Source organism: Olivibacter ginsenosidimutans, assembly GCF_039542865.1.
Classification (GTDB): domain Bacteria; phylum Bacteroidota; class Bacteroidia; order Sphingobacteriales; family Sphingobacteriaceae; genus Olivibacter; species Olivibacter ginsenosidimutans.
The window spans coordinates 55,230-73,803 of record NZ_BAABIQ010000044.1 but is presented as its reverse complement, the minus strand read 5'-3'; the positions used below and the strand labels follow the sequence as shown (position 1 = coordinate 73,803).

The following is an 18,574-nucleotide window of genomic DNA, read 5'->3' as shown; positions in this document are numbered from 1 at the left end:
GTATTTGTTTTTGTTTTTATAAATCTAGGAAATCACCTTTTAATTAAAGGATCTATTGAAGATCGTTTTCTAAATTGCTGTTTTTGTTGTTTCGTTTTGGGAAGCAAGGGCTTCTCGTTGTGCAACAGGAGTAATCGTGATTCCTCGTAGATTGCTGCCATCTGTAGGTTTTATTTTAAAGTATTCTAAGAGAGAAAGAAAAGAAAGTAAGCTGATCATCCGCAAGGCTAGGCGGAAGTCGGTCATTTGATAGTTTCCTATCGTTTGGTGGAAGGTGCTAGCCAAGTGCAAGGTAACGGCACCCAGGGCGATGCCCATTCCTAAAGCCATTTGTTGGGCAGTATTATAGAGTGTGTTCGCATTGCTTAAGCCTTCGGCTGGAATATCAGCATAGGCCAAGGTGTTTAAGCTCGTAAATTGCAGTGACCTGGTCATGCCTGATATAAAGAAGACTAAGCCGACTAGCCAAAGTGGGGTGCTTATCGATAAGAATGAAATGGTAAATGTTATAGCGGTTAAAATAAGGCCATTACCGATCAGGACCGTGCGAAAGTTAAATCTACGGGTAATCCATATAGCCGGTGGTTTCATGCTCATACTGCCTAACATATTAGCCATATAAAGCAATCCGGCATGAAAAGGATTCAGACCAAAACCTAGTTGAAGCATTAATGGTAAAATGAAAGGAGCAACATTGATGACCATGCGGGTAATGGTGCCCGAATATACCGTTACCGCAAACGTTTTTATTTTTAAGGTGGTATAATCGATCAAGGGGTAAGCCGTTTTTTTGGAGTGCCAGACAGAAATTCCCATAAGTGCAAAGCTCAGTAGGAGTACCAGTCCGGGTTTGGTATACTCACCGTTCGAGTTGCCGATCATTTCGGTGCCCACCATGATTCCCGATAGTCCTAAACCACTGATGATAAAACCAATTTTATCTAGGGGGCGTTTGTTTTCAGCATTCATAGCGGGAATATATTGATGGGTGAGCCAAAGTGCAAGGAGACCAAACGGAATGTTGATAAAGAAAATCCAATGCCAGCTTAAATAGGTTGTAAAAAAACCACCTAATACAGGCCCCAATATAGGGCCCATTAAGCCTGCCCAGGCAATATAACCAATGGCATCTACCAAATCTTTTTTCTCTGTATTTTTTAACACAATCAAACGGCCTACCGGAACCATTAATGCTCCTGCCGTCCCCTGACAAATTCTGGCTAACACAAATAGCGGAAGGTTTCGGCATAAGCCACAGGCGATTGACGAAAGAATAAAAGCAATAATGGCCGTACTGAAAATTTTTTTGGCGCCAAAGGTATCGGCTACCCAACCACTAATCGGAATGAAGACGGCTAGCATAATGGTGTAGGAGGTAATTCCTGCGCTTAAATGAACGACATTGGTTTGGAAATCGTGAGCCATTTTTGGCAATGCGGTTGAAATGGCTGTTCCATCCAGCATTTCCATCAGTAAGGTCCCTCCAACGATGAAGGAAATAATACGTGATTTTTTTTGCATTGTCTTATATGCTTTTGCGATCGTTATGCTATGCCTGAAAGAGTTGCGTTGCGGTGATTGTATGAACGTTGAGTGCTCAAAATCGCCAGGCCGAATCTGCTGCAAAAGTAAGGTTTTAAATGTAATTCATATGTCTTTTTCTATAAAATTTCCTTATTTACAATGTTCGTTGGATGCCCGTTAATATAGTTTAGCGCATTTTCAAAGGCCTTACCAAAATAACGTTCATAACTGTTCCTTTCCACATAACCCAGATGGGGTGTACAAATTACTTGAGGCATTTTTAGCAGTTCATTGTCGCGGTTATAGATCGGTTCTTCTTCATACACATCTAATCCAGCAAAAGAAGGTCTGCCTTTTTTTAAACAATGCACTAAGGCACCTTTTTCAATAAGCTCAGCCCTTGCAGTGTTAATCAAAATAGAATTTTCTTTCATGCGCATTAAATCAGTTTCTCGTATAATACCTAGAGTGTCTTTAGTAAGCCTGAGGTGGATGGTGATAATATCAGCTGTTTTGAAAAAAACTTCTTTGCTATTTGTTGTGCTGAAGCCATCGGCCAATGCTTTGGCTCTCGACTTTTCACTGCCCCAGATAATTACGTTAGCTCCAAAAACTTTTGCGTATTGCGCTATTAATTGTCCTATTTTTCCATATCCCCAAATGCCAATAGTTTTTTCATAAACGGTATTTCCGATATTAATCTGCCATTTACCAGCTTTCATTGCTTCAATGGCTTGCGGGAGTTGCCGCACCGTATTCATCAATAAAGCCCAAGTTAGCTCCGCTGGTGCGATAGGAGATCCAATCCCTTCGGAAACTAATACCTTATGTTTGGTGCAATCCGATATATTCAGATGATTCGAAATTTTGCCCGTCTGGCTAATTAGTTTAAGATTTGGCAATAATGAAAGCAAGCGGTCATCAATTTTTGTTCGTTCACGGGTTAAAACCAGTATATCGGTATCTTGTAATTGTTCCGCCAATTTTTCTGGATTTTTCTCCGTATGATGTCGTATCTGAACCAATTGTTCTTTCAGTAAGTCAAAGCATTTTAATTCCTTAATAACATTTTGGTAGTCATCTAAAATGGTGATTTTCATTATAGGTGGTATTCTAATGGGCGAATAAGGATTTAGCTCGTGGTTTTCTGGCTATAACTAATCGTAGAGATCCTGTAAATTCAGGCTGATTACGAAGATATCCGTATTTTCTGTCCCATTCACCGCTATCCAAAGCTTGTTGCAGTCTAGTAACCAGTTGTTCTTCCACACCGCTAGAAAGAAACCCCCAAGCAGATTGTGCTTTTCTAACGGATGGGTTTAAAAAGGCTTCTGGACGGCCATAGAATGCTTCAATAAATCCATCGGTACAATCCAGTGGGATGGGGATCGTCTTCACCTCACAATGATCACCAAGAACGCGTGTAATGAAATCCATTGTAGGGAATTTTAATCGTTCGGCCTCAAGCATTTCCCCGAAATAATTAAAGCCCCAAAAGATATCCATTGCATTTGGATCAAACGTCAGGATCAGTATACGATCATTGGAAACCCTATGGAGTTCTTGGAGACCTTTGGCGATATCGGGCCAATGATGAATCGTTAGTGTGGCTAAGGCGGCATCAAATGTGCTATCATCAAAAGGTAAAGTATCGGCTTTTCCTATAATTGCAGGAACTTTACGCTGTGCCGAGCGCTGCGCGCGCATAACTGATAAGGGTTCGACGGCAACTACATAGCGATCAGAAGGTTCATAAGACCCTGCACCTGCCCCTACGTTAATTAGTGATCGAGTATCTCCAAGTGCCTCATTGATGTAAGAGGCTATACAAGGATCAGGTACGCGGTGGGAAGCGTATTGGATTTCAGGATCATCGTAATTAAATGTAAGATCGGCCATTATTGTGTGTTCTTTAATAGTTAAACAACGGTTTCCAAACTTAACCAAAATGCATAGAAACTACAATAGAAATTATAAGTCAAAATCAATAGTAATAATATTTCTAAAATAATTTGTTAGATATACCTAACTTTACTAGTTATGCTGAATAAATTATTGTTTTCCAATCATCATGCATTATTCAAATTTATTTTTTACGCTATGCTTTATCCTATGTTCATCGAGCGTCTTCGGACAATTGGGAATACTGAAGGGACAAATAACGGATGAATCAGGCCACGCCATTGCATCCGCTTCTATTACACTGTTAAAAACCGCTTTAGGAACCAAATCGGATTCAACTGGCCATTATGTAATTATGGGAATGCCCCTTGGTAAATATGAAATGAAGATCAGTTCTGTCGGTTATGTTTCATCAGCTATCGAGATTTTCATGGTAGGTGATACCAGTGTTAGACATGACATTGTCCTTAAAAGAATGGACAATGAGGTGCTTAATGAGGTAGTGATTACAGGCACTATGCGTGAAGTAAGCAGGCTGGAAAGTCCGATACCAGTAGAAGTTTTCACACCAAATTATTTTAAAAAGAATCCAACACCAAGCTTATTTGATGCGGTAGCCATGATCAACGGTGTTAAACCGCAGCTAAACTGTAACGTTTGCAACACGGATGATATTCATATCAACGGAATGGAAGGACCATATACGCTGATTTTAATTGATGGAATGCCCATTGTAAGTGCTTTACCCACCGTTTATGGACTGAGTGGTATTCCGAACAGTATGGTTGAGCGTTTAGAAGTGGTTAAAGGGCCAGCTTCTTCTTTATATGGTTCAGAGGCTATGGGTGGAATTATTAATGTCATTACCAAAAACCCATTAAATGCTCCGCTCATAAGCACCGACGTATTGGGTACCACCTGGGGGGAGCTGAGTGTTGATGCAGGAGCGAAGTTCCAATTAGGTCGGACTACAAGCTTGTTGGGATTGAATTATTATAACTTTCAGCGAAAAATCGACCATAACCACGACAACTTTACCGATATGACCTTACAAAACCGGATTTCGGTGTTCAATAAATGGAATATTGCGCGAAAAGAGCGACGTTCGGCAAGTTTGGCTGCACGATATGTGTATGAGGACCGTTGGGGAGGAGAAATGAGCTGGAATAAATCTTTCCGAGGAAGTGACGAGGTATATGGCGAAAGCATTTATACCAAACGAGCAGAAGTAATAGGCCTCTATCAATGGCCTATGGTTGAAAAAGTCTTTACCCAATTTTCCTATAATTGGCATAACCAAAACTCGTGGTATGGAAACACCCCTTATAGGGCAACGCAGCAAGTAGCTTTTGTACAAACCTATTGGGATAAGGCGATTGGGGCTGAACATCATTTTTTATTAGGTGCAGCAATGCGTTATACGGTATATGATGATAATACACCAGCAACCGCTTCGGCAGATGGTATTAAAAATGCTCCATCAAAGACACCTTTGCCGGGATTGTTTGTCCAGGACGAATGGGAAATGAATAAGAAGAATAGCCTTTTGTTAGGCTATCGATACGACCACGATAAAAACCATGGTCATGTGCACTCGCCAAGGATAGCCTATAAATTTTCACCGAATAGCCATCACACCATCAGGGCAAGTTTTGGTACCGGTTTCCGCGTCGTGAATTTGTTTACGGAAGATCACGCTGCTCTAACGGGTGCCCGCGAGGTCGTGATTGCAGAAGCGCTTAACCCTGAACGATCGTATAATAGTAACTTGAATTATATATGGCGTATTCCTACGGACCAGTTTTTTCTAGGCTTTGATATTACAGGGTTTTACTCCTATTTCACGAATAAACTTGTTGGCGATTTCGATACGGATCCTAACCAGATTATTTATGATAACCTACACGGGCATGCGGTATCGAGGGGGATTTCCTGGAATACCGATTTAACTTTCCAATTTCCGTTGAAACTGCTGGCAGGTATCACTTTTATGGATGTTTATCAAAAGGAAGCCCAAGAAGATGAAGGCTACGTTAAAGTCCGGCAGCTGCACGCGCCAAAATGGTCGGGTACCTTTACGGCAAGTTACGAATTACCGAAAAGATACACGATCGATCTTTCCGGGCAATGGGATGGGCCAATGCGACTTCCAATACAGCCAAACGACTATAGGCCGGAATATTCACCCTGGTTTTGTATTGCAAATATACAACTGACCAAGAAGTTTAAAAATGGCGTGGAGCTGTATGGAGGGGTCAAGAATCTTTTTAATTTCGTACCTAAATACCCCTTAATGCGTCCGTTTGATCCTTTTGATCAATACGTAGATGATCCCGTGCAAAATCCAAACGGTTATACCTTTGATACTGAGTATAATTATGCGTCCTTACAAGGCATTCGCGGATTCTTTGGTATTCGTTATCAAATTTTAAGAAAGTAGAGAATGATACAGGAAATCGATATAAAAACATGGATCATTACGTTAACAAGTTTAATAACCATGATCACCACGGCGAAGGGACAGGATATTTTACCCAAAATTAGTCTTGCGCAGCTCGACGATAGTATGTTGGTGAAGCCGCAGCCAATTGTCGTGTTAATTGGTTCTGGAAGGTGTGGTTACTGTGCCATGCAGCGAAAATTATTAGAAAAAGATAAACAGATTGCTTTATTGTTTAAATCCGTATATTTTGTCGAACTAAATGCCGAAGAAGACTCGCCTGTATATTTTAATAAAAGGTTATATCAACCACCACTAAAGGGAGTATCCGGAGGTATACATGATCTGGCAGTAACGCTTTCCGGAAACCAGAACCAGATGAGTTTTCCACTTTGGATTTTGCTAGATGCTAATTATCGTGTGCTTTACCGTTATAATGGACTATTGCGTAAAAACCAACTCATGAGTCTTTTATCTTTAGACGTTCCGGAGAACTAACAGAGGTTAGCAAAGAAAAGCGTTCGTAACGGATGGAGTACCGTACGAACGCCAAAGCTATTTTGCTATGTGATTTATCGATTTAATTCATCGTAAAAGAAGGAGGGATAGCATCATCAGTTGCAGCCCAGGTTTTATTGGGGTGTTTACCCATAACCAATTCCAATTTTCCACCTTTGCGTAATTCTTCATGACTAAACCACGATTTATTCCAAGGCACGCCGTTTAACTTGGCCGATTGAATGTATTTATTCTCAGGTGCATAGTTTTGGCACACCACTTGAAAAGTTTTCCCATTCCCTAAAGACAGGCTTGCTGTTTCAAACATCGGACTGCCGATAACATACATAGGCAATCCGGGTGTAATCGGGTAGAAGCCTAACGAGGAAAAGACAACAAATGACGTCAAACCACCACCATCTTCGTCGCCCGGTATTCCCATGACGTCATTTCTAAACCATTGTTGCAGCAGGTTACGTACTCTTTTTTGTGTACGCCAAGGTTGTGCCGCATAATTGTATAGGTAAGGAATATGCATGGCTGGTTCATTACCCATAGAATATTGCCCCACATTACCACTATGATCAGCATAAATATGATAAAAATCAGGTCGGCCTCTACCCAGAGGTGTACTATACATATTTTCCAACGCATCGACAAAAGCTTGTTTTCCGCCAATCAATTGGATCAGGTCCGCTATATTATGCGGTACATCGAAACGATACACATAGCCCGTGTTTTCATCATAGGCGTCGCGTCCACCAATCCCTGGAGGGAAACGGTAATCCAAATTAGGCATAAAAACGCCAAAAGTGTCTTTCGGATGGAAAAATTTCGTTTCGGGGTTTAGCACCTTCCGGTAATTTAAGCTTCGTTCGGCAAAATGCTGGGCTTCTTCCTTTTTACCTAAGGCCTGAGCAATTTGTGCTAAACACCATTCGTCATACACGGTACCTAACGTTACAGCTATGGGTTGCCGCCGCTCCCACGAATGCACCTCTGGAACAGTTTCCTTTTCGTCAGGAGCTAGGGACGGAAAGTAACCATGGTCTTTATAAAACTGATCCAACACACCTGCCGGTTTTGAAGACCACGGCGCCAAGGTTTTCTCGGTTATGGCTGCTTTCGATGCCTGGTAAGCAGCCGCAAGATCAAAATTGCGTAAGCCTTTGTTGTAAGCATCTGCCACCATAGCCACCGCATGATTGGAATTCATTCGACGGCTGTCGCCAGTAACTTCTGGGAAATTTGGCATCCAGGGACGAGGCATCTGTTGTGTCATCAATAAATAAGAGTTAATCATATCGGCCTCCATTTGTGGTTCGATAATGACTCTTAAAGGATGTGTTGCGCGATACGTATCCCAAATCCAATCGTCTGTATAGAAAGGCCTACCGTTATCATTATGTATCTTGCCGTCATAGGCACTGAAATATTGACCATCTTCCGAAAGGCAGATCATCCGCTCGTATGTACGATACAACGAGGTATAAAACACCGTTTTTGCATTTTCATCGGTACCAGAAACCTGTATCTTATTTAACGTTTTGTTCCAAACGTCACGTCCTTTTTTTGCTAAGGCTTCCACATCATAATCTTGAATTTCGCGTCTCAGGTTTTTCTTTGCCTGTTCAGCACTGATAAACGAAACTCCGTAACGAGCTTTTAGGGTTTTGCTATTATTGGGAAATTTTAATACAAAATAGGCGTTATGCCCTTTCGTCGTTTTTTCCTGTGTTGCTAAACGTTCGCCTTTATGGGTTCCAATTTCCAGTGGTTTGATGTCTGTTTCCAAGTAGATGTACACCTTAGTGTTATTGTCCAATTGCTGATATCCGCTCACACGATAACCATCATGAGAGAGCTCTCCATCTCGTGTATTCAACACTAGATAGACCGGTTCATTGGTATGGCTCATATCGAAGGTGTATATTCCCGATTGATGAGAGGGGGCGTATTGTACCGCTATATCCTGGTCATCCAAATCAACACTATAGTAGTTCGGCTTAATTACTTCATTATCATAACCCAAAGGGATTACCGATTGAATATCCTGCAAAGCCCCTTGAAAAGGACTTAGGTTAAAAGCCGAGCTTCCGCGATGGCTGATCACGATTAAAGGTAATCCGTTGAGCACATTACCTGTAAAGTTTTCCCGTTCAGGATAAACGCGTAACATGCTGTTGGGTAAATGAATGGTAGGGTAGGTCGGGACTAATAAATGGCTGATATTGCCAATATACGGATTGACATAGTCGACAGGCTCTTTAGTCTGCGCAAAGCCATTTGTTATTGTTGTTAGCCATACGGCCCACAAGAGTGAAAAGTTTAATCGTTTCATTATCGCGTAGCTTTTTCTTGAAATTCTTTACTAAAGGAATAAGGGGCATCGTCAGGGGCGATACCACGTTTCTTGTTTGGTTCGTCGCTTAATTCAACGTTGATAGTTGCACCCTTGGTTAAATCCTCATGACTGAAATAATTTTTGGTATACGCATGGCCATTGAGAGTTAGCTGACGGATGTAGCGTTTATTTTCATTATTGTTAGGAGCTGTAATGGATATTTCTTTACCATTTTCCAGATGCAATTTTACCGATTCGAAAAGGGGTGAACCAATTACGTATTGATCCGTTCCCGGGCATACCGGATAGAAGCCTAGGGCTGAAAAGACATACCAGGCTGATGTTTGTCCGTTATCTTCATCACCACAATAGCCATCAGCTTCGGCATTGTATAATTTATCCATCACCTCACGTACCCAATATTGGGTTTTCCAAGGTTGGCCGGCGTAATTGTAGAGGTAAACCATATGCTGCATGGGTTGATTACCATGTGCATACTGTCCCATATTCATCACTTGCATCTCACGCATTTCATGGATCATGCTCCTGCTTTTCATTCCTTCGGCACCTGGAATGATGAAAACGGTATCTAACATATTAATAAAGGACCGATTTCCGCCCATAAGCTGGATAAGGCCTTGTGGGTCATGAAATACCGACCAGCTATAATGCCAGCTATTCCCTTCAGTAAAGTCGCGGCTCCAATCCGTACCATCAAATGTTGTCGGAAAGCTACCGTCTTTTTTCCTTCCACGCATCAGTTTATACGCCGGATCAAATACATGTTTATAATTCATTGCCCGTTTGGCATAAATAGCGATCTCCTTTTCTGGCTTATGTAACTTTTTACCTAGGGTGTAGATGGTCCAATCATCATAAGCATATTCTAAGGTGCGGGCAACATTTTGGGAAATATGCACATCATTTGGAATATAGCCGTATTGATTATACTCCTGATAACCGGTTCTCCCCGAAGCAGGTACGGTAGGATGTACGTGATTGGCACCGTGCTTCAGTGCTTCCCATAAGGTGTCAATGGCATACCCCCTTAATCCTTTAATATATGCGTCTGCTACAATGGATGCCGAGTTGTTACCCACCATGGTGTTCCGATGTCCGGGGCTAGCCCATTCGGGCAGAAAACCACTCTCTTTATAAGCATTTACCAATCCTTCTTGCATCTTAACGTTCATTGAAGGGTAAACCAAGTTGAGAAAAGGAAATAAAGAACGGAAGGTATCCCAAAAACCCGTGTCTGTAAATAAATAGCCCGGCAAAACATGTCCGTTATACGGACTATAGTGTATCACCTTGCCTTGCGCATCAATTTCAAAAAAACTTCGCGGAAAGAGCACCGAGCGGTAAAGACAAGAATAGAAAGTACGTAAATGATCTATTTGCTTATCGGTAACTTCAATTTTCCCCAAGGTTTTGTTCCAGATTTGTTTACCGTTTTGTACGAGTTGATCAAAAGATTGATTTCCCAATTCGTTTAGGTTGAGCGATGCCTGTTCAATGCTTACAAAGGAAGAAGCCACACGCGCATGTACCTGCTCTCCTTTATGGGTAGCAAAGCCAATAATAGCGCCGCTATGATCGCTGGTTGCTTCCAATTGATCGGTATGGATTTGTTTGTCGGCTACAGCAGCATGGTAAGTAAAGTCTTTGTCAAAAACGATGACAAAATAATTTTTAAAATTTTCAGGAACACCACCACTATTTTTGGTTGTATAACCTATTATTTTACGCTCTTCTGGAATTACCTTGACGTAAGAACCTTTATCAAAGGCATCTATAGTTACGTAAGCTTGGTCTGTTTCGGGAAAGGTAAATTGAAAAAGAGCAGCCCTTTCCGTTGGCGTGATTTCTGTCGTAACATCGTGATCTGCTAGGTACACCTTATAGTAATGAGGTTTCGCTATTTCCGCCTTATGCGAAAACCAACTGGCGCGTTCTTCCTCATCAAATATCGGCTTACGAGTGGTAGGCATTAAAGAGAATTGTCCATAATCGTTCATCCACGGGCTCGGTTGGTGTGTTTGTTTAAATCCCCTAATTTTATCAGCGGTATACGTATATATCCATCCGTCACCCATTTTTCCGGTTTGTGGAACCCAAAAATTCATACCCCATGGCATGGCAATAGCAGGATATGTGTTTCCGGTTGACAATTCAAATTTCGACTGGCTCCCTACGAGTGTATTGACATAAGAAACCGGATCGGACTGCTCTTGAGCTAATGCCGTTGAGCATGTTGTTATAAAAAGTGCTGCACTTAAAATTTTTTTAAAACGTGTTGTTGGTAAATTCATTTGTTTTAGTAAATATTTTTCTTTTGTGTTGATAAGCTAAATTGCTTTAGCGTATTAAAATTATAATGTTTTAGCATTCAATTGCATTTACATCCAAAAAAGGGAACAACGGTTTTACAAACAGGCTGTACGCATTACAAAGCTAGCATTTTATGGGTTAAAAAAAAGCGTTGTTTTGCTTTCGGTGGTTGACTGTCGTTAACCACTGTTTTCAGCTATTGCTTTTTTTGCTGATGCATCTTAGTTTTGAGGCAATGATGACTATACATTCGTTTGTAAAAACCGCTTTCATTACCTTATTATTTTGCTTAGGTATAATAAAGGGCTATACTCAGCAGAACGATCAGCGCCGTACTGCATTGAAGCAGGAGATAGCAGCTTTTATGCTTAGCACGGCAGATGAAGTAATTAAGTTTAGGTCGATTGCGGATACCATGCAGACCTCAACAACAGAAGAAAGAAGGAAAGCACTACAAAAAACACCACTTTTTATAACGTTAAAAGGTTTTCTAGATGCCCATGCGGAAGACTATCTATCGGTGCGGGAACAAGAATTAGCCAAATTTGCTATGCCACCAAAAGCATTGGCTAATTTACCGTATAAACCGATACCGATGGATAGTACCCTGGAAAGTTTCTATAACATGCCGGAGATCGCCAGCTTAATTCTTATTCATGCGTTAAGTCCGGCGGAGGTTACCCTTTTAGTGAATAATCTTTTGATGCCTCAAATTATAGATTTAAATGGGGAAGATGGCCGGAATCAAGCTACTATTAGCCAATTGTGTGGTGCCAAAACCTATGTTAAGCAGGAGCATAATCACGTTTGGAAAATCTGGAATGTTAACCGCTTATATCCGATTTCGTTTTCTTGGAATACCGAAACGGGAGTAATGAGCAATTTTAATTATTTGCCACCAGATGCTCACGTCATTGAAGGTATCACGTTTACCGACTTTATGAAGCCTGCTACTCTTTGGGATACCTTGTTTTTCAAGCTAAGAACGTTTCAATGGAATTTATATCATGAGATAACATCCGCTGGAAACGACAGTTATTATGAACGAACCAAGTCGATAGGCACTGCTTTACATACCTTTTTTCAGAAAAACAAATCAGATTATCTACAGGTACGCAAGCAATTATTAACAGACAGACCAGCGCCTATAACTGTTCCGGCATCTGCCCATGCAATAATAGAGGATGTTGATTCTGTCGGGATTAAAGATGAATTAACCAGTTTAAATCCTTTTATATTTGGTCCGGAAGACCTGACCATGAATCTTTATATTTTCCTCAGTAGTGGCCGACATTTGAGCAAAGAGGGACCGATAACACAACGCGTACAGGACAATGCCGTTATTGGATTTCAACATCATGCGGCACCAACCCCTCTTGAGTATGTTTGGAAGATACAAGCTATTGGCTACGCAGAGATTATAGAGTACAATTGGAATATTGCTACAGGAGAACTTTCGTCGATTAAAATGTGGGAAAAATAATTACCTTCTAAAGGAAAAAAGTTTCCAACGGATACGGAAGAAGAATGTGTTCTTTAAATTTCTTGTTGAGCCAGACTAATATGAACCAAAATGGGAGCTTGTTGGTAAAAACCAGGAACGAATGCCAAATAAGCAATAACGAAATAGTAACTTAGCGGCATGATTACTTTTGCCAATGCGAAGATAAATATCGGCTTACAGGTGTTAAATAGGCGAACAGATGGATACCATAACCTTGAAACGGTCTTCTATCCTGTTAAACTGTATGATATCTTGGAAATTGTGCCTTCGGATACCGTACGATTGGAAGTTTCGGGTATCCGAATTCCAAATGACAACCAAGACAATCTTTGTATTCGGGCATATAAATTACTGACCGAAGATTTTGACCTCTCACCTGTCTGTATTTATTTACACAAACATATTCCTGTAGGTGCTGGTTTAGGTGGTGGATCTGCAGATGCGGCTTTTCTTATAAAATTACTAGCACAATATTTTAAGCTTGTTCTATCCATAGAGCAGATGGAAAATTACACCCGTAGGCTTGGTGCAGATTGTACTTTTTTTATCCGGAATGAACCCGTATATGCTACAGGTATAGGAGATATATTTACTCCCGTAGAGGTGAATCTCTCTCGGTATTCATTCGTATTGGTTAAACCACCAGTACATATTTCCACAGGCGAGGCCTATGGTAGTATTCGATCTCTTCGTGAATCTAAACAGTTGCTGGAAAATATTAACCTGCCTGTTGAAGCTTGGAGAGAGAAAATTTTTAATGATTTTGAAATCGGAATTTTTGAACGTTATCCGGAAATTAGAGGAATAAAATCTTATTTGTATGAACAAGGAGCTATTTATGCGGCCATGAGCGGATCGGGCTCTACTGTTTTTGGGATTTTTGAGAAACCAGTAGAACTGGAAGAAATGAAATGCAAAAATGAAGTTTTTTGGGTATAGCAAGCGTAAAGCAGAAAGGATAAGTAAGTTTTACGGTTTAAGCCGACGAATTTTGAATACTATCGTTAAATACTAAGTACTGAATACTAAATACTCAACAAATGAATAACCCTATTTGGATCATGAGTTCAGCTTTTGAACAGCTGACATTGGCACAATTGATAGAACAAACAACAAGAATGGGAGCACAAGGAATAGATCTTTGTGTTTTCCGGAAAGACGGTACACGCCAAGACCACGTGGCAACTCATTTGGATTATGATCATTTTGGTCCGGAAGAGGCAAAGCATCTACTGGATGAATTTAATCAGGCTGGATTGCAATTGTCTTTGGGCGCCTTTGAAAACATGATTGGTGGAGACATGGAACAACGTCTCAAAAACCAAAATCATCTCTTAAAACTGATTCGCATGGCTTATCTATTAGGTGGGGATGCGAATAACATAAAAGTGGGGACCTTTGTAGGCTACAATCATGAGTTAGGTGTACAAGAAAATGGTTTTCAGAAAAATCTAAATGAATACCTGCGCGTATTTGGACCTATTGTTCAATATGCAGAAAGTCTAGGCGTAACTATTTTATATGAAAATTGTCCAATGGAAGGATGGCGTTCGGCGGCATATACCTCGACCTATAATAATCTACCGGCAGTATTGGCAGCACGTAAATTGATGTATACCCTTATACCGAGTAAAGCACATGGCGAAATTTATGATCCTTCACACGATATTTGGCAACATACTGATCCGGTGGCGGTGATTGCGGATAGCGATATCCGCCGTATTCATCGCATTCATGTAAAAACTACCCGTAATTTGCAGACCCCTGGGCGCATCGCTTGGGGCGGCATGTATCCAATGCAACAAGTAGATGCGACTTTAGCGGCAGCAGCTGGTGTTGCACAACCTGTTAACGACTGGGATCGTCATCATTACGAAGCAATGCTTCCGGGCTTTGGCGGGACGGATGATATGGACTGGACGGCGTTTGTACAAACCCTCCAATCGAAAGGTTTTGACGGACCGTTTGAAATAGAGAATGAAGCAAAAAACTCTAAAGACACCGGCAACTTTGCTGCTACGGTTCAAGGTTGTGAAGCCTGTATCCGCTTTTTGAGTCCGCTACTTTGGAATTTAACATCCGCTGGCTACGTCTATAGCGGAGCTAAGCCTTTGCAGCTACCCTCCGTAAAAGATATACCCATAAAAACGATGGCAGACGTATCATCTAATTATCAGAAATGAGCGTTCTTTGGTAGACCTTATTTATCTTTTTTGTCGCCAAACCTTTTTTTTGTGAATTTGTTATAGGAGTATGAACACGAAAGAAGAAAAGAAAGAATTAAAAGCATGCAATAAGACAACGAAGTTCGTTGCTTTTGCCTTGACAGGATTAGCTGTAGGAGCAGCTGCTTATTACCTGTTTGGTACGAAAGAGGGGCGAAAGACCTTAAACAAAGCTGTTGATGGCGTTAATAGTCTAAGCAAAAATTTAAAAGCGCAAGCCGAAGAAGGCTTAGAAAGGGCAACTAAGTTGGCTAAGCGAGCAAAGGAAGAGTATGAAAAAGTCGTTAATCTTGCAGAAGACGCTAGTCATGAAGCGATGGAAAGGGCTAACAAGTACAAAGAAGAAGCCAAAAACCTTGCTAAAAAAGGATTAAGCCGAGCGAAAGACGTGAAAGACGGTGCCAAGGAATATGCCAAGCGGGCACTTGATCAGATGGAGGAAGCAAGTCAAAAAGCGAAGCAAAAAGTAGATAAAGCTTAGAAGTATCAAGGCATCAGTCTCCAGTATCAAGACCTAAAGATAAGTCTTGTATCTTGTGTCTTATGTCTAGTATCTCCGAAAAGAGTATCTTTGCCTCGATGAGTTTAATTAAAGAGGTAACCTTGCTGATCCGTAAAGAGATTACATTAGAATGGCGTTCAAAGTATGCGTTGAACGGTATTTTGTTGTATGTAATTTCGACAGTATTTGTGTGCTACCAAGCGTTTAAATCTGTTCATCCTGTTATTTGGAATGCGCTTTTTTGGATTATTTTGCTTTTTGCGGCTATTAATGCCATTTCAAAAAGTTTCACCCAAGAAAACAAGGGTAGGCAGCTTTATTACTATAGCTTAGTTAGTGCTCGCGCAGTTATTTTATCAAAGATTATTTACAATGTTCTATTAATGCTACTGCTCGCTGTGGTAGCATTTTTTGCATATAGCACCATCTTCAAAAATCAACTAGGTGATCCTGCGTTATACTTTTTCACGATCATGTTGGGAAGTTTAAGTTTTGCAACAGTGTTAACGATGGTATCTGGCATAAGTGCCAAGGCGGGAAACAATGGGACATTAATGGCAATTTTAAGTTTTCCTATCATTCTACCGCTAATTCTTGTTTTGATCAAACTTTCAAAAAATGCTATGGATGGGTTGGATAGGAGCGTTAGCTATGACGAAATAGGTGTGCTGTTGGCAATAAACTTAATGGTTATTACCGTTTCTTTATTGTTATTTCCTTACATTTGGCGTGAATAAACGACTCGACAAATTAAAATAGTAATATCCTATGAGGGCTTATTGGTGGAAAATTCTAGGGGCTGTACTGATCGGCTATTCCCTAATTGCCGGATTTCTAGTTTCGGTGCCTAAGTTACCCATTTTGCATGAAACCATTCGTAATACCTACTTTCATATTCCGATGTGGTTTGCTATGATTTTATTGTACTTTATATCGGTAGTTTATAGTATAAAATATCTTTCTTCCAACGATCAAAAACATGATCTGATGGCCGTAGAATGTGTAAATGTAGGTATTATATTCTGTGCTTTTGGACTAATGACTGGAATGCTTTGGGCTAATGTAACTTGGGGAGAGCCTTGGCCAAATGACCCAAAATTGAACGGCAGCGCTATTGCGACGCTTATGTACCTCGCTTATTTGGTGTTGCGGAATGCTTTGGATGAAGAACAAAAGCGTGCAAAAATTTCAGCAATCTATAATATTTTTGCCTTTCCGGTAATGGTGGTATTATTGTTTATTCTACCTCGGCTTACAGACTCTTTGCACCCAGGGAATGGAGGAAATCCAGCGTTTAGTAATTTGGATATGGATGGTACCATGCGTGCTGTATTCTATCCTGCTGTTGTTGGATGGATGTTAATCGGTGTTTGGATTATGTCTTTACGTTTTCGTTACCGCTTATTGGAAAACGAAGAATAGCCAGCCCCTCAAAGATGACAGAATTTTGATGTATAGAACTCATTATTAGGTTTTTTAAATTTTATTGTCTTAGTGATAAAAGACACAATTGGTATAGGGAACGTATGATTTTGAGTTTTTTATTTAAAATAAAATAATAATTTGTATTAAACGATATGAAGAAGCTAATTCTTTTGTTTTTGCTAGGGGTGATATCCTTTTTTCCTAGTTTTGCACAGACATCAAACGATGTGGAAATGGCTGATGTTTTGCGGAGTTCGGGTAAGATTTATGTGGTAGTGGCTGTAGTTTGTGTAATCTTTTTAGGCTTTATCATATATCTGTTTACCATAGACCGGAAAATCAGTCGCATGGAAAACAAAAGGAAAAACAAAACCAATTACTAATTAATTTTATTATGGCTACAAAAAAGTCAACAGGAGAATTTAGTTTCTTTAACGACGTTTGCCAATTTTTTGATCATGCAGCCCAATTTACGAACCACGATAGAGGTTTGCTTGATCAGATTAAGGCGTGTAACAGTGTTTATCGTTTTCGTTTCCCCATTCGTAGAGCGAATGGCAAGTTGGAAGTTATTGATGCATGGCGAGTAGAACATTCCCATCACAAATCACCAACAAAAGGAGGAATTCGTTATAGCGATATGGTGAATGAGGATGAGGTGATGGCTTTGGCAGCGTTGATGACCTATAAATGTGCTATTGTTAATGTTCCTTTTGGCGGAGCTAAAGGCGGAATTTGTATTAATCCTAGAGATTATTCCGTGCCCGAACTGGAAACGATTACCAGAAGGTATACTGTTGAATTGGTAAAAAAGAATTTTATTGGTCCGGCTATTGACGTTCCAGCGCCTGACTATGGTACAGGTGAGCGTGAGATGAGCTGGATTGCCGACACCTATTTAACCATGAACCCCGGGCAATTGGACGCCCTAGGGAGTGTAACGGGTAAACCGCTTTCCTTAAGTGGCATCGATGGGCGTAAAGCCGCAACTGGAAGGGGAGTGGCTATAGCGATTAGGGAATGTGTAGACGTTGCAGAAGATATGAAATCTTTGGGCTTAACACCAGGTATTGAGGGTAAGCGGATTATTGTGCAAGGACTGGGAAATGTAGGATATAATACAGCTAAAGTATTAGTGGAATATGGGGCGGTGATTGTTGGAGTATGCGAGTATGATGGCGCGCTGTATAATCCAGACGGATTGGATGTGGACGCTATTTTGGAGCATAGACGCAATACCGGAAGTGTTTTAGGCTATAGGAAAGCGAGCAAAGAATTTACAGTTCCCAGTGAAGGCCTAGAACAAGACTGTGATATTTTGGTTCCTGCGGCACTAGAAAACCAACTTACCGAAGAAAATATCCGTAAAATTAAAGCGAAGATCATTGCGGAAGGCGCTAATGGGCCAACCACTCCGAAAGCGGAAGAAATTTTTACACAAAGTGGTGGAATCATCATTCCGGATATGTATTGTAACGCTGGAGGGGTAACCGTTTCTTATTTTGAATGGCTTAAAAATTTATCACATGTAGCCTTTGGGCGGATGGACAAACGTTATGAAGAAACGGCTAATCTTAATATTGTCAATATGGTAGAAGCTGTAACAGGTGTTACGTTAACTTCCGAGCAACGTAGTGTTATTGTTAAAGGCGCTTCTGAGTTAGAGTTAGTCAATTCGGGGCTCGAAGATACCATGATTCGTTCATACCATGAAATCCGGAAGATTAAAATGGCGAATCCTAATATTGATACGTTACGTACGGCGGCTTTTGTCGGCTCGATTGATAAAATCGCTACCTCTTATCAGAATATGGGTATTTGGCCTTAAAACGTAAACATAAAAAATGGCTAACAGAAAATTCCCGTTAGCCATTTTTTA

The 18,574-nt window shown here is 40.7% G+C and carries 15 protein-coding genes; 10 read left to right on the top strand and 5 right to left on the bottom strand.

Annotated features, from left to right (window positions below):
• Positions 1-69 precede the first annotated feature (69 nt).
• The 3 genes from ABD930_RS19880 to ABD930_RS19870 all read right to left on the bottom strand — a co-directional run bounded on the left by ABD930_RS19880 (position 70) and on the right by ABD930_RS19870 (position 3,423).
• Positions 70-1,521, bottom strand: coding sequence for an MFS transporter (locus ABD930_RS19880; protein ID WP_345234647.1), 1,452 nt, complete (start codon positions 1,519-1,521; stop codon positions 70-72).
• A 140-nt stretch (positions 1,522-1,661) separates the two neighbouring features.
• A complete protein-coding gene (locus tag ABD930_RS19875; protein WP_345234645.1) occupies positions 1,662-2,624 on the bottom strand; it encodes a D-2-hydroxyacid dehydrogenase family protein in 963 nt (320 codons plus the stop codon).
• A gap of 13 nt (positions 2,625-2,637) precedes the next feature.
• Positions 2,638-3,423 (bottom strand): class I SAM-dependent methyltransferase, encoded by a 786-nt coding sequence (locus tag ABD930_RS19870; RefSeq protein ID WP_345234643.1) that lies wholly within the window; start codon positions 3,421-3,423, stop codon positions 2,638-2,640.
• Positions 3,424-3,595: 172 nt separating this feature from the next.
• On the opposite strand from ABD930_RS19870, the gene ABD930_RS19865 reads away from it, so the two are divergent.
• Both ABD930_RS19865 and ABD930_RS19860 read left to right on the top strand, forming a co-directional pair.
• Positions 3,596-5,866 (top strand): TonB-dependent receptor, encoded by a 2,271-nt coding sequence (locus ABD930_RS19865; RefSeq protein ID WP_345234641.1) that lies wholly within the window; start codon positions 3,596-3,598, stop codon positions 5,864-5,866.
• A gap of 3 nt (positions 5,867-5,869) precedes the next feature.
• Complete coding sequence (locus tag ABD930_RS19860; RefSeq protein WP_345234639.1) at positions 5,870-6,364, top strand: thioredoxin fold domain-containing protein; 495 nt, start codon at positions 5,870-5,872, stop codon at positions 6,362-6,364.
• 82 nt (positions 6,365-6,446) lie between these two features.
• Here ABD930_RS19860 and ABD930_RS19855 read toward each other — a convergent pair whose 3' ends face one another.
• Positions 6,447-8,705, bottom strand: coding sequence for a GH92 family glycosyl hydrolase (locus ABD930_RS19855; RefSeq protein ID WP_345234637.1), 2,259 nt, complete (start codon positions 8,703-8,705; stop codon positions 6,447-6,449).
• Positions 8,705-11,020 carry a GH92 family glycosyl hydrolase gene (locus tag ABD930_RS19850; protein WP_345234635.1) on the bottom strand — a complete coding sequence of 772 codons (2,316 nt, stop codon included), beginning with the start codon at positions 11,018-11,020 and terminating at the stop codon, positions 8,705-8,707. The genes ABD930_RS19855 and ABD930_RS19850 overlap by 1 nt, the downstream gene beginning before the upstream one ends.
• A gap of 254 nt (positions 11,021-11,274) precedes the next feature.
• Between ABD930_RS19850 and ABD930_RS19845 the strand changes: the two genes are divergently transcribed.
• From ABD930_RS19845 to ABD930_RS19810, 8 genes are all read left to right on the top strand, one after another.
• Positions 11,275-12,522, top strand: a complete 1,248-nt coding sequence (locus ABD930_RS19845; protein WP_345234633.1) for a hypothetical protein — start codon at positions 11,275-11,277, stop codon at positions 12,520-12,522.
• Between the two features lie 159 nt (positions 12,523-12,681).
• Positions 12,682-13,482, top strand: a complete 801-nt coding sequence (gene ispE, locus ABD930_RS19840) for a 4-(cytidine 5'-diphospho)-2-C-methyl-D-erythritol kinase (protein WP_345234631.1) — start codon at positions 12,682-12,684, stop codon at positions 13,480-13,482.
• A gap of 101 nt (positions 13,483-13,583) precedes the next feature.
• Positions 13,584-14,726 (top strand): sugar phosphate isomerase/epimerase family protein, encoded by a 1,143-nt coding sequence (locus tag ABD930_RS19835; RefSeq protein ID WP_345234628.1) that lies wholly within the window; start codon positions 13,584-13,586, stop codon positions 14,724-14,726.
• A gap of 70 nt (positions 14,727-14,796) precedes the next feature.
• Positions 14,797-15,249 carry a YtxH domain-containing protein gene (locus tag ABD930_RS19830; protein ID WP_345234626.1) on the top strand — a complete coding sequence of 151 codons (453 nt, stop codon included), beginning with the start codon at positions 14,797-14,799 and terminating at the stop codon, positions 15,247-15,249.
• Between the two features lie 98 nt (positions 15,250-15,347).
• Positions 15,348-16,007 carry a heme exporter protein CcmB gene (locus ABD930_RS19825; RefSeq protein WP_345234624.1) on the top strand — a complete coding sequence of 220 codons (660 nt, stop codon included), beginning with the start codon at positions 15,348-15,350 and terminating at the stop codon, positions 16,005-16,007.
• A 31-nt stretch (positions 16,008-16,038) separates the two neighbouring features.
• The gene (gene ccsA / locus ABD930_RS19820) at positions 16,039-16,692 is read left to right on the top strand and encodes a cytochrome c biogenesis protein CcsA (protein ID WP_345234621.1); all 654 of its coding nucleotides are present in this window, start codon (positions 16,039-16,041) and stop codon (positions 16,690-16,692) included.
• Positions 16,693-16,847: 155 nt separating this feature from the next.
• Positions 16,848-17,078 carry a CcmD family protein gene (locus ABD930_RS19815; RefSeq protein ID WP_345234619.1) on the top strand — a complete coding sequence of 77 codons (231 nt, stop codon included), beginning with the start codon at positions 16,848-16,850 and terminating at the stop codon, positions 17,076-17,078.
• A gap of 11 nt (positions 17,079-17,089) precedes the next feature.
• Positions 17,090-18,523, top strand: a complete 1,434-nt coding sequence (locus ABD930_RS19810) for a Glu/Leu/Phe/Val family dehydrogenase (RefSeq protein ID WP_345234617.1) — start codon at positions 17,090-17,092, stop codon at positions 18,521-18,523.
• The last annotated feature ends 51 nt before the right edge of the window (positions 18,524-18,574 follow it).

What these genes read in the sequence shown, in the direction of transcription:
- ABD930_RS19875 (WP_345234645.1), bottom strand. Translation starts at nt 2,624, where the DNA reads ATGAAAATCACCATTTTAGATGACTACCAAAATGTTATTAAGGAATTA.
- ABD930_RS19850 (WP_345234635.1), bottom strand. Translation starts at nt 11,020, where the DNA reads ATGAATTTACCAACAACACGTTTTAAAAAAATTTTAAGTGCAGCACTT.
- ABD930_RS19855 (WP_345234637.1), bottom strand. Translation starts at nt 8,705, where the DNA reads ATGAAACGATTAAACTTTTCACTCTTGTGGGCCGTATGGCTAACAACA.
- ABD930_RS19835 (WP_345234628.1), top strand. Translation starts at nt 13,584, where the DNA reads ATGAATAACCCTATTTGGATCATGAGTTCAGCTTTTGAACAGCTGACA.
- ABD930_RS19880 (WP_345234647.1), bottom strand. Translation starts at nt 1,521, where the DNA reads ATGCAAAAAAAATCACGTATTATTTCCTTCATCGTTGGAGGGACCTTA.
- ABD930_RS19845 (WP_345234633.1), top strand. Translation starts at nt 11,275, where the DNA reads ATGATGACTATACATTCGTTTGTAAAAACCGCTTTCATTACCTTATTA.
- ABD930_RS19810 (WP_345234617.1), top strand. Translation starts at nt 17,090, where the DNA reads ATGGCTACAAAAAAGTCAACAGGAGAATTTAGTTTCTTTAACGACGTT.
- ABD930_RS19825 (WP_345234624.1), top strand. Translation starts at nt 15,348, where the DNA reads ATGAGTTTAATTAAAGAGGTAACCTTGCTGATCCGTAAAGAGATTACA.
- ccsA (WP_345234621.1), top strand. Translation starts at nt 16,039, where the DNA reads ATGAGGGCTTATTGGTGGAAAATTCTAGGGGCTGTACTGATCGGCTAT.
- ispE (WP_345234631.1), top strand. Translation starts at nt 12,682, where the DNA reads ATGATTACTTTTGCCAATGCGAAGATAAATATCGGCTTACAGGTGTTA.
- ABD930_RS19865 (WP_345234641.1), top strand. Translation starts at nt 3,596, where the DNA reads ATGCATTATTCAAATTTATTTTTTACGCTATGCTTTATCCTATGTTCA.
- ABD930_RS19860 (WP_345234639.1), top strand. Translation starts at nt 5,870, where the DNA reads ATGATACAGGAAATCGATATAAAAACATGGATCATTACGTTAACAAGT.
- ABD930_RS19830 (WP_345234626.1), top strand. Translation starts at nt 14,797, where the DNA reads ATGAACACGAAAGAAGAAAAGAAAGAATTAAAAGCATGCAATAAGACA.
- ABD930_RS19815 (WP_345234619.1), top strand. Translation starts at nt 16,848, where the DNA reads ATGAAGAAGCTAATTCTTTTGTTTTTGCTAGGGGTGATATCCTTTTTT.
- ABD930_RS19870 (WP_345234643.1), bottom strand. Translation starts at nt 3,423, where the DNA reads ATGGCCGATCTTACATTTAATTACGATGATCCTGAAATCCAATACGCT.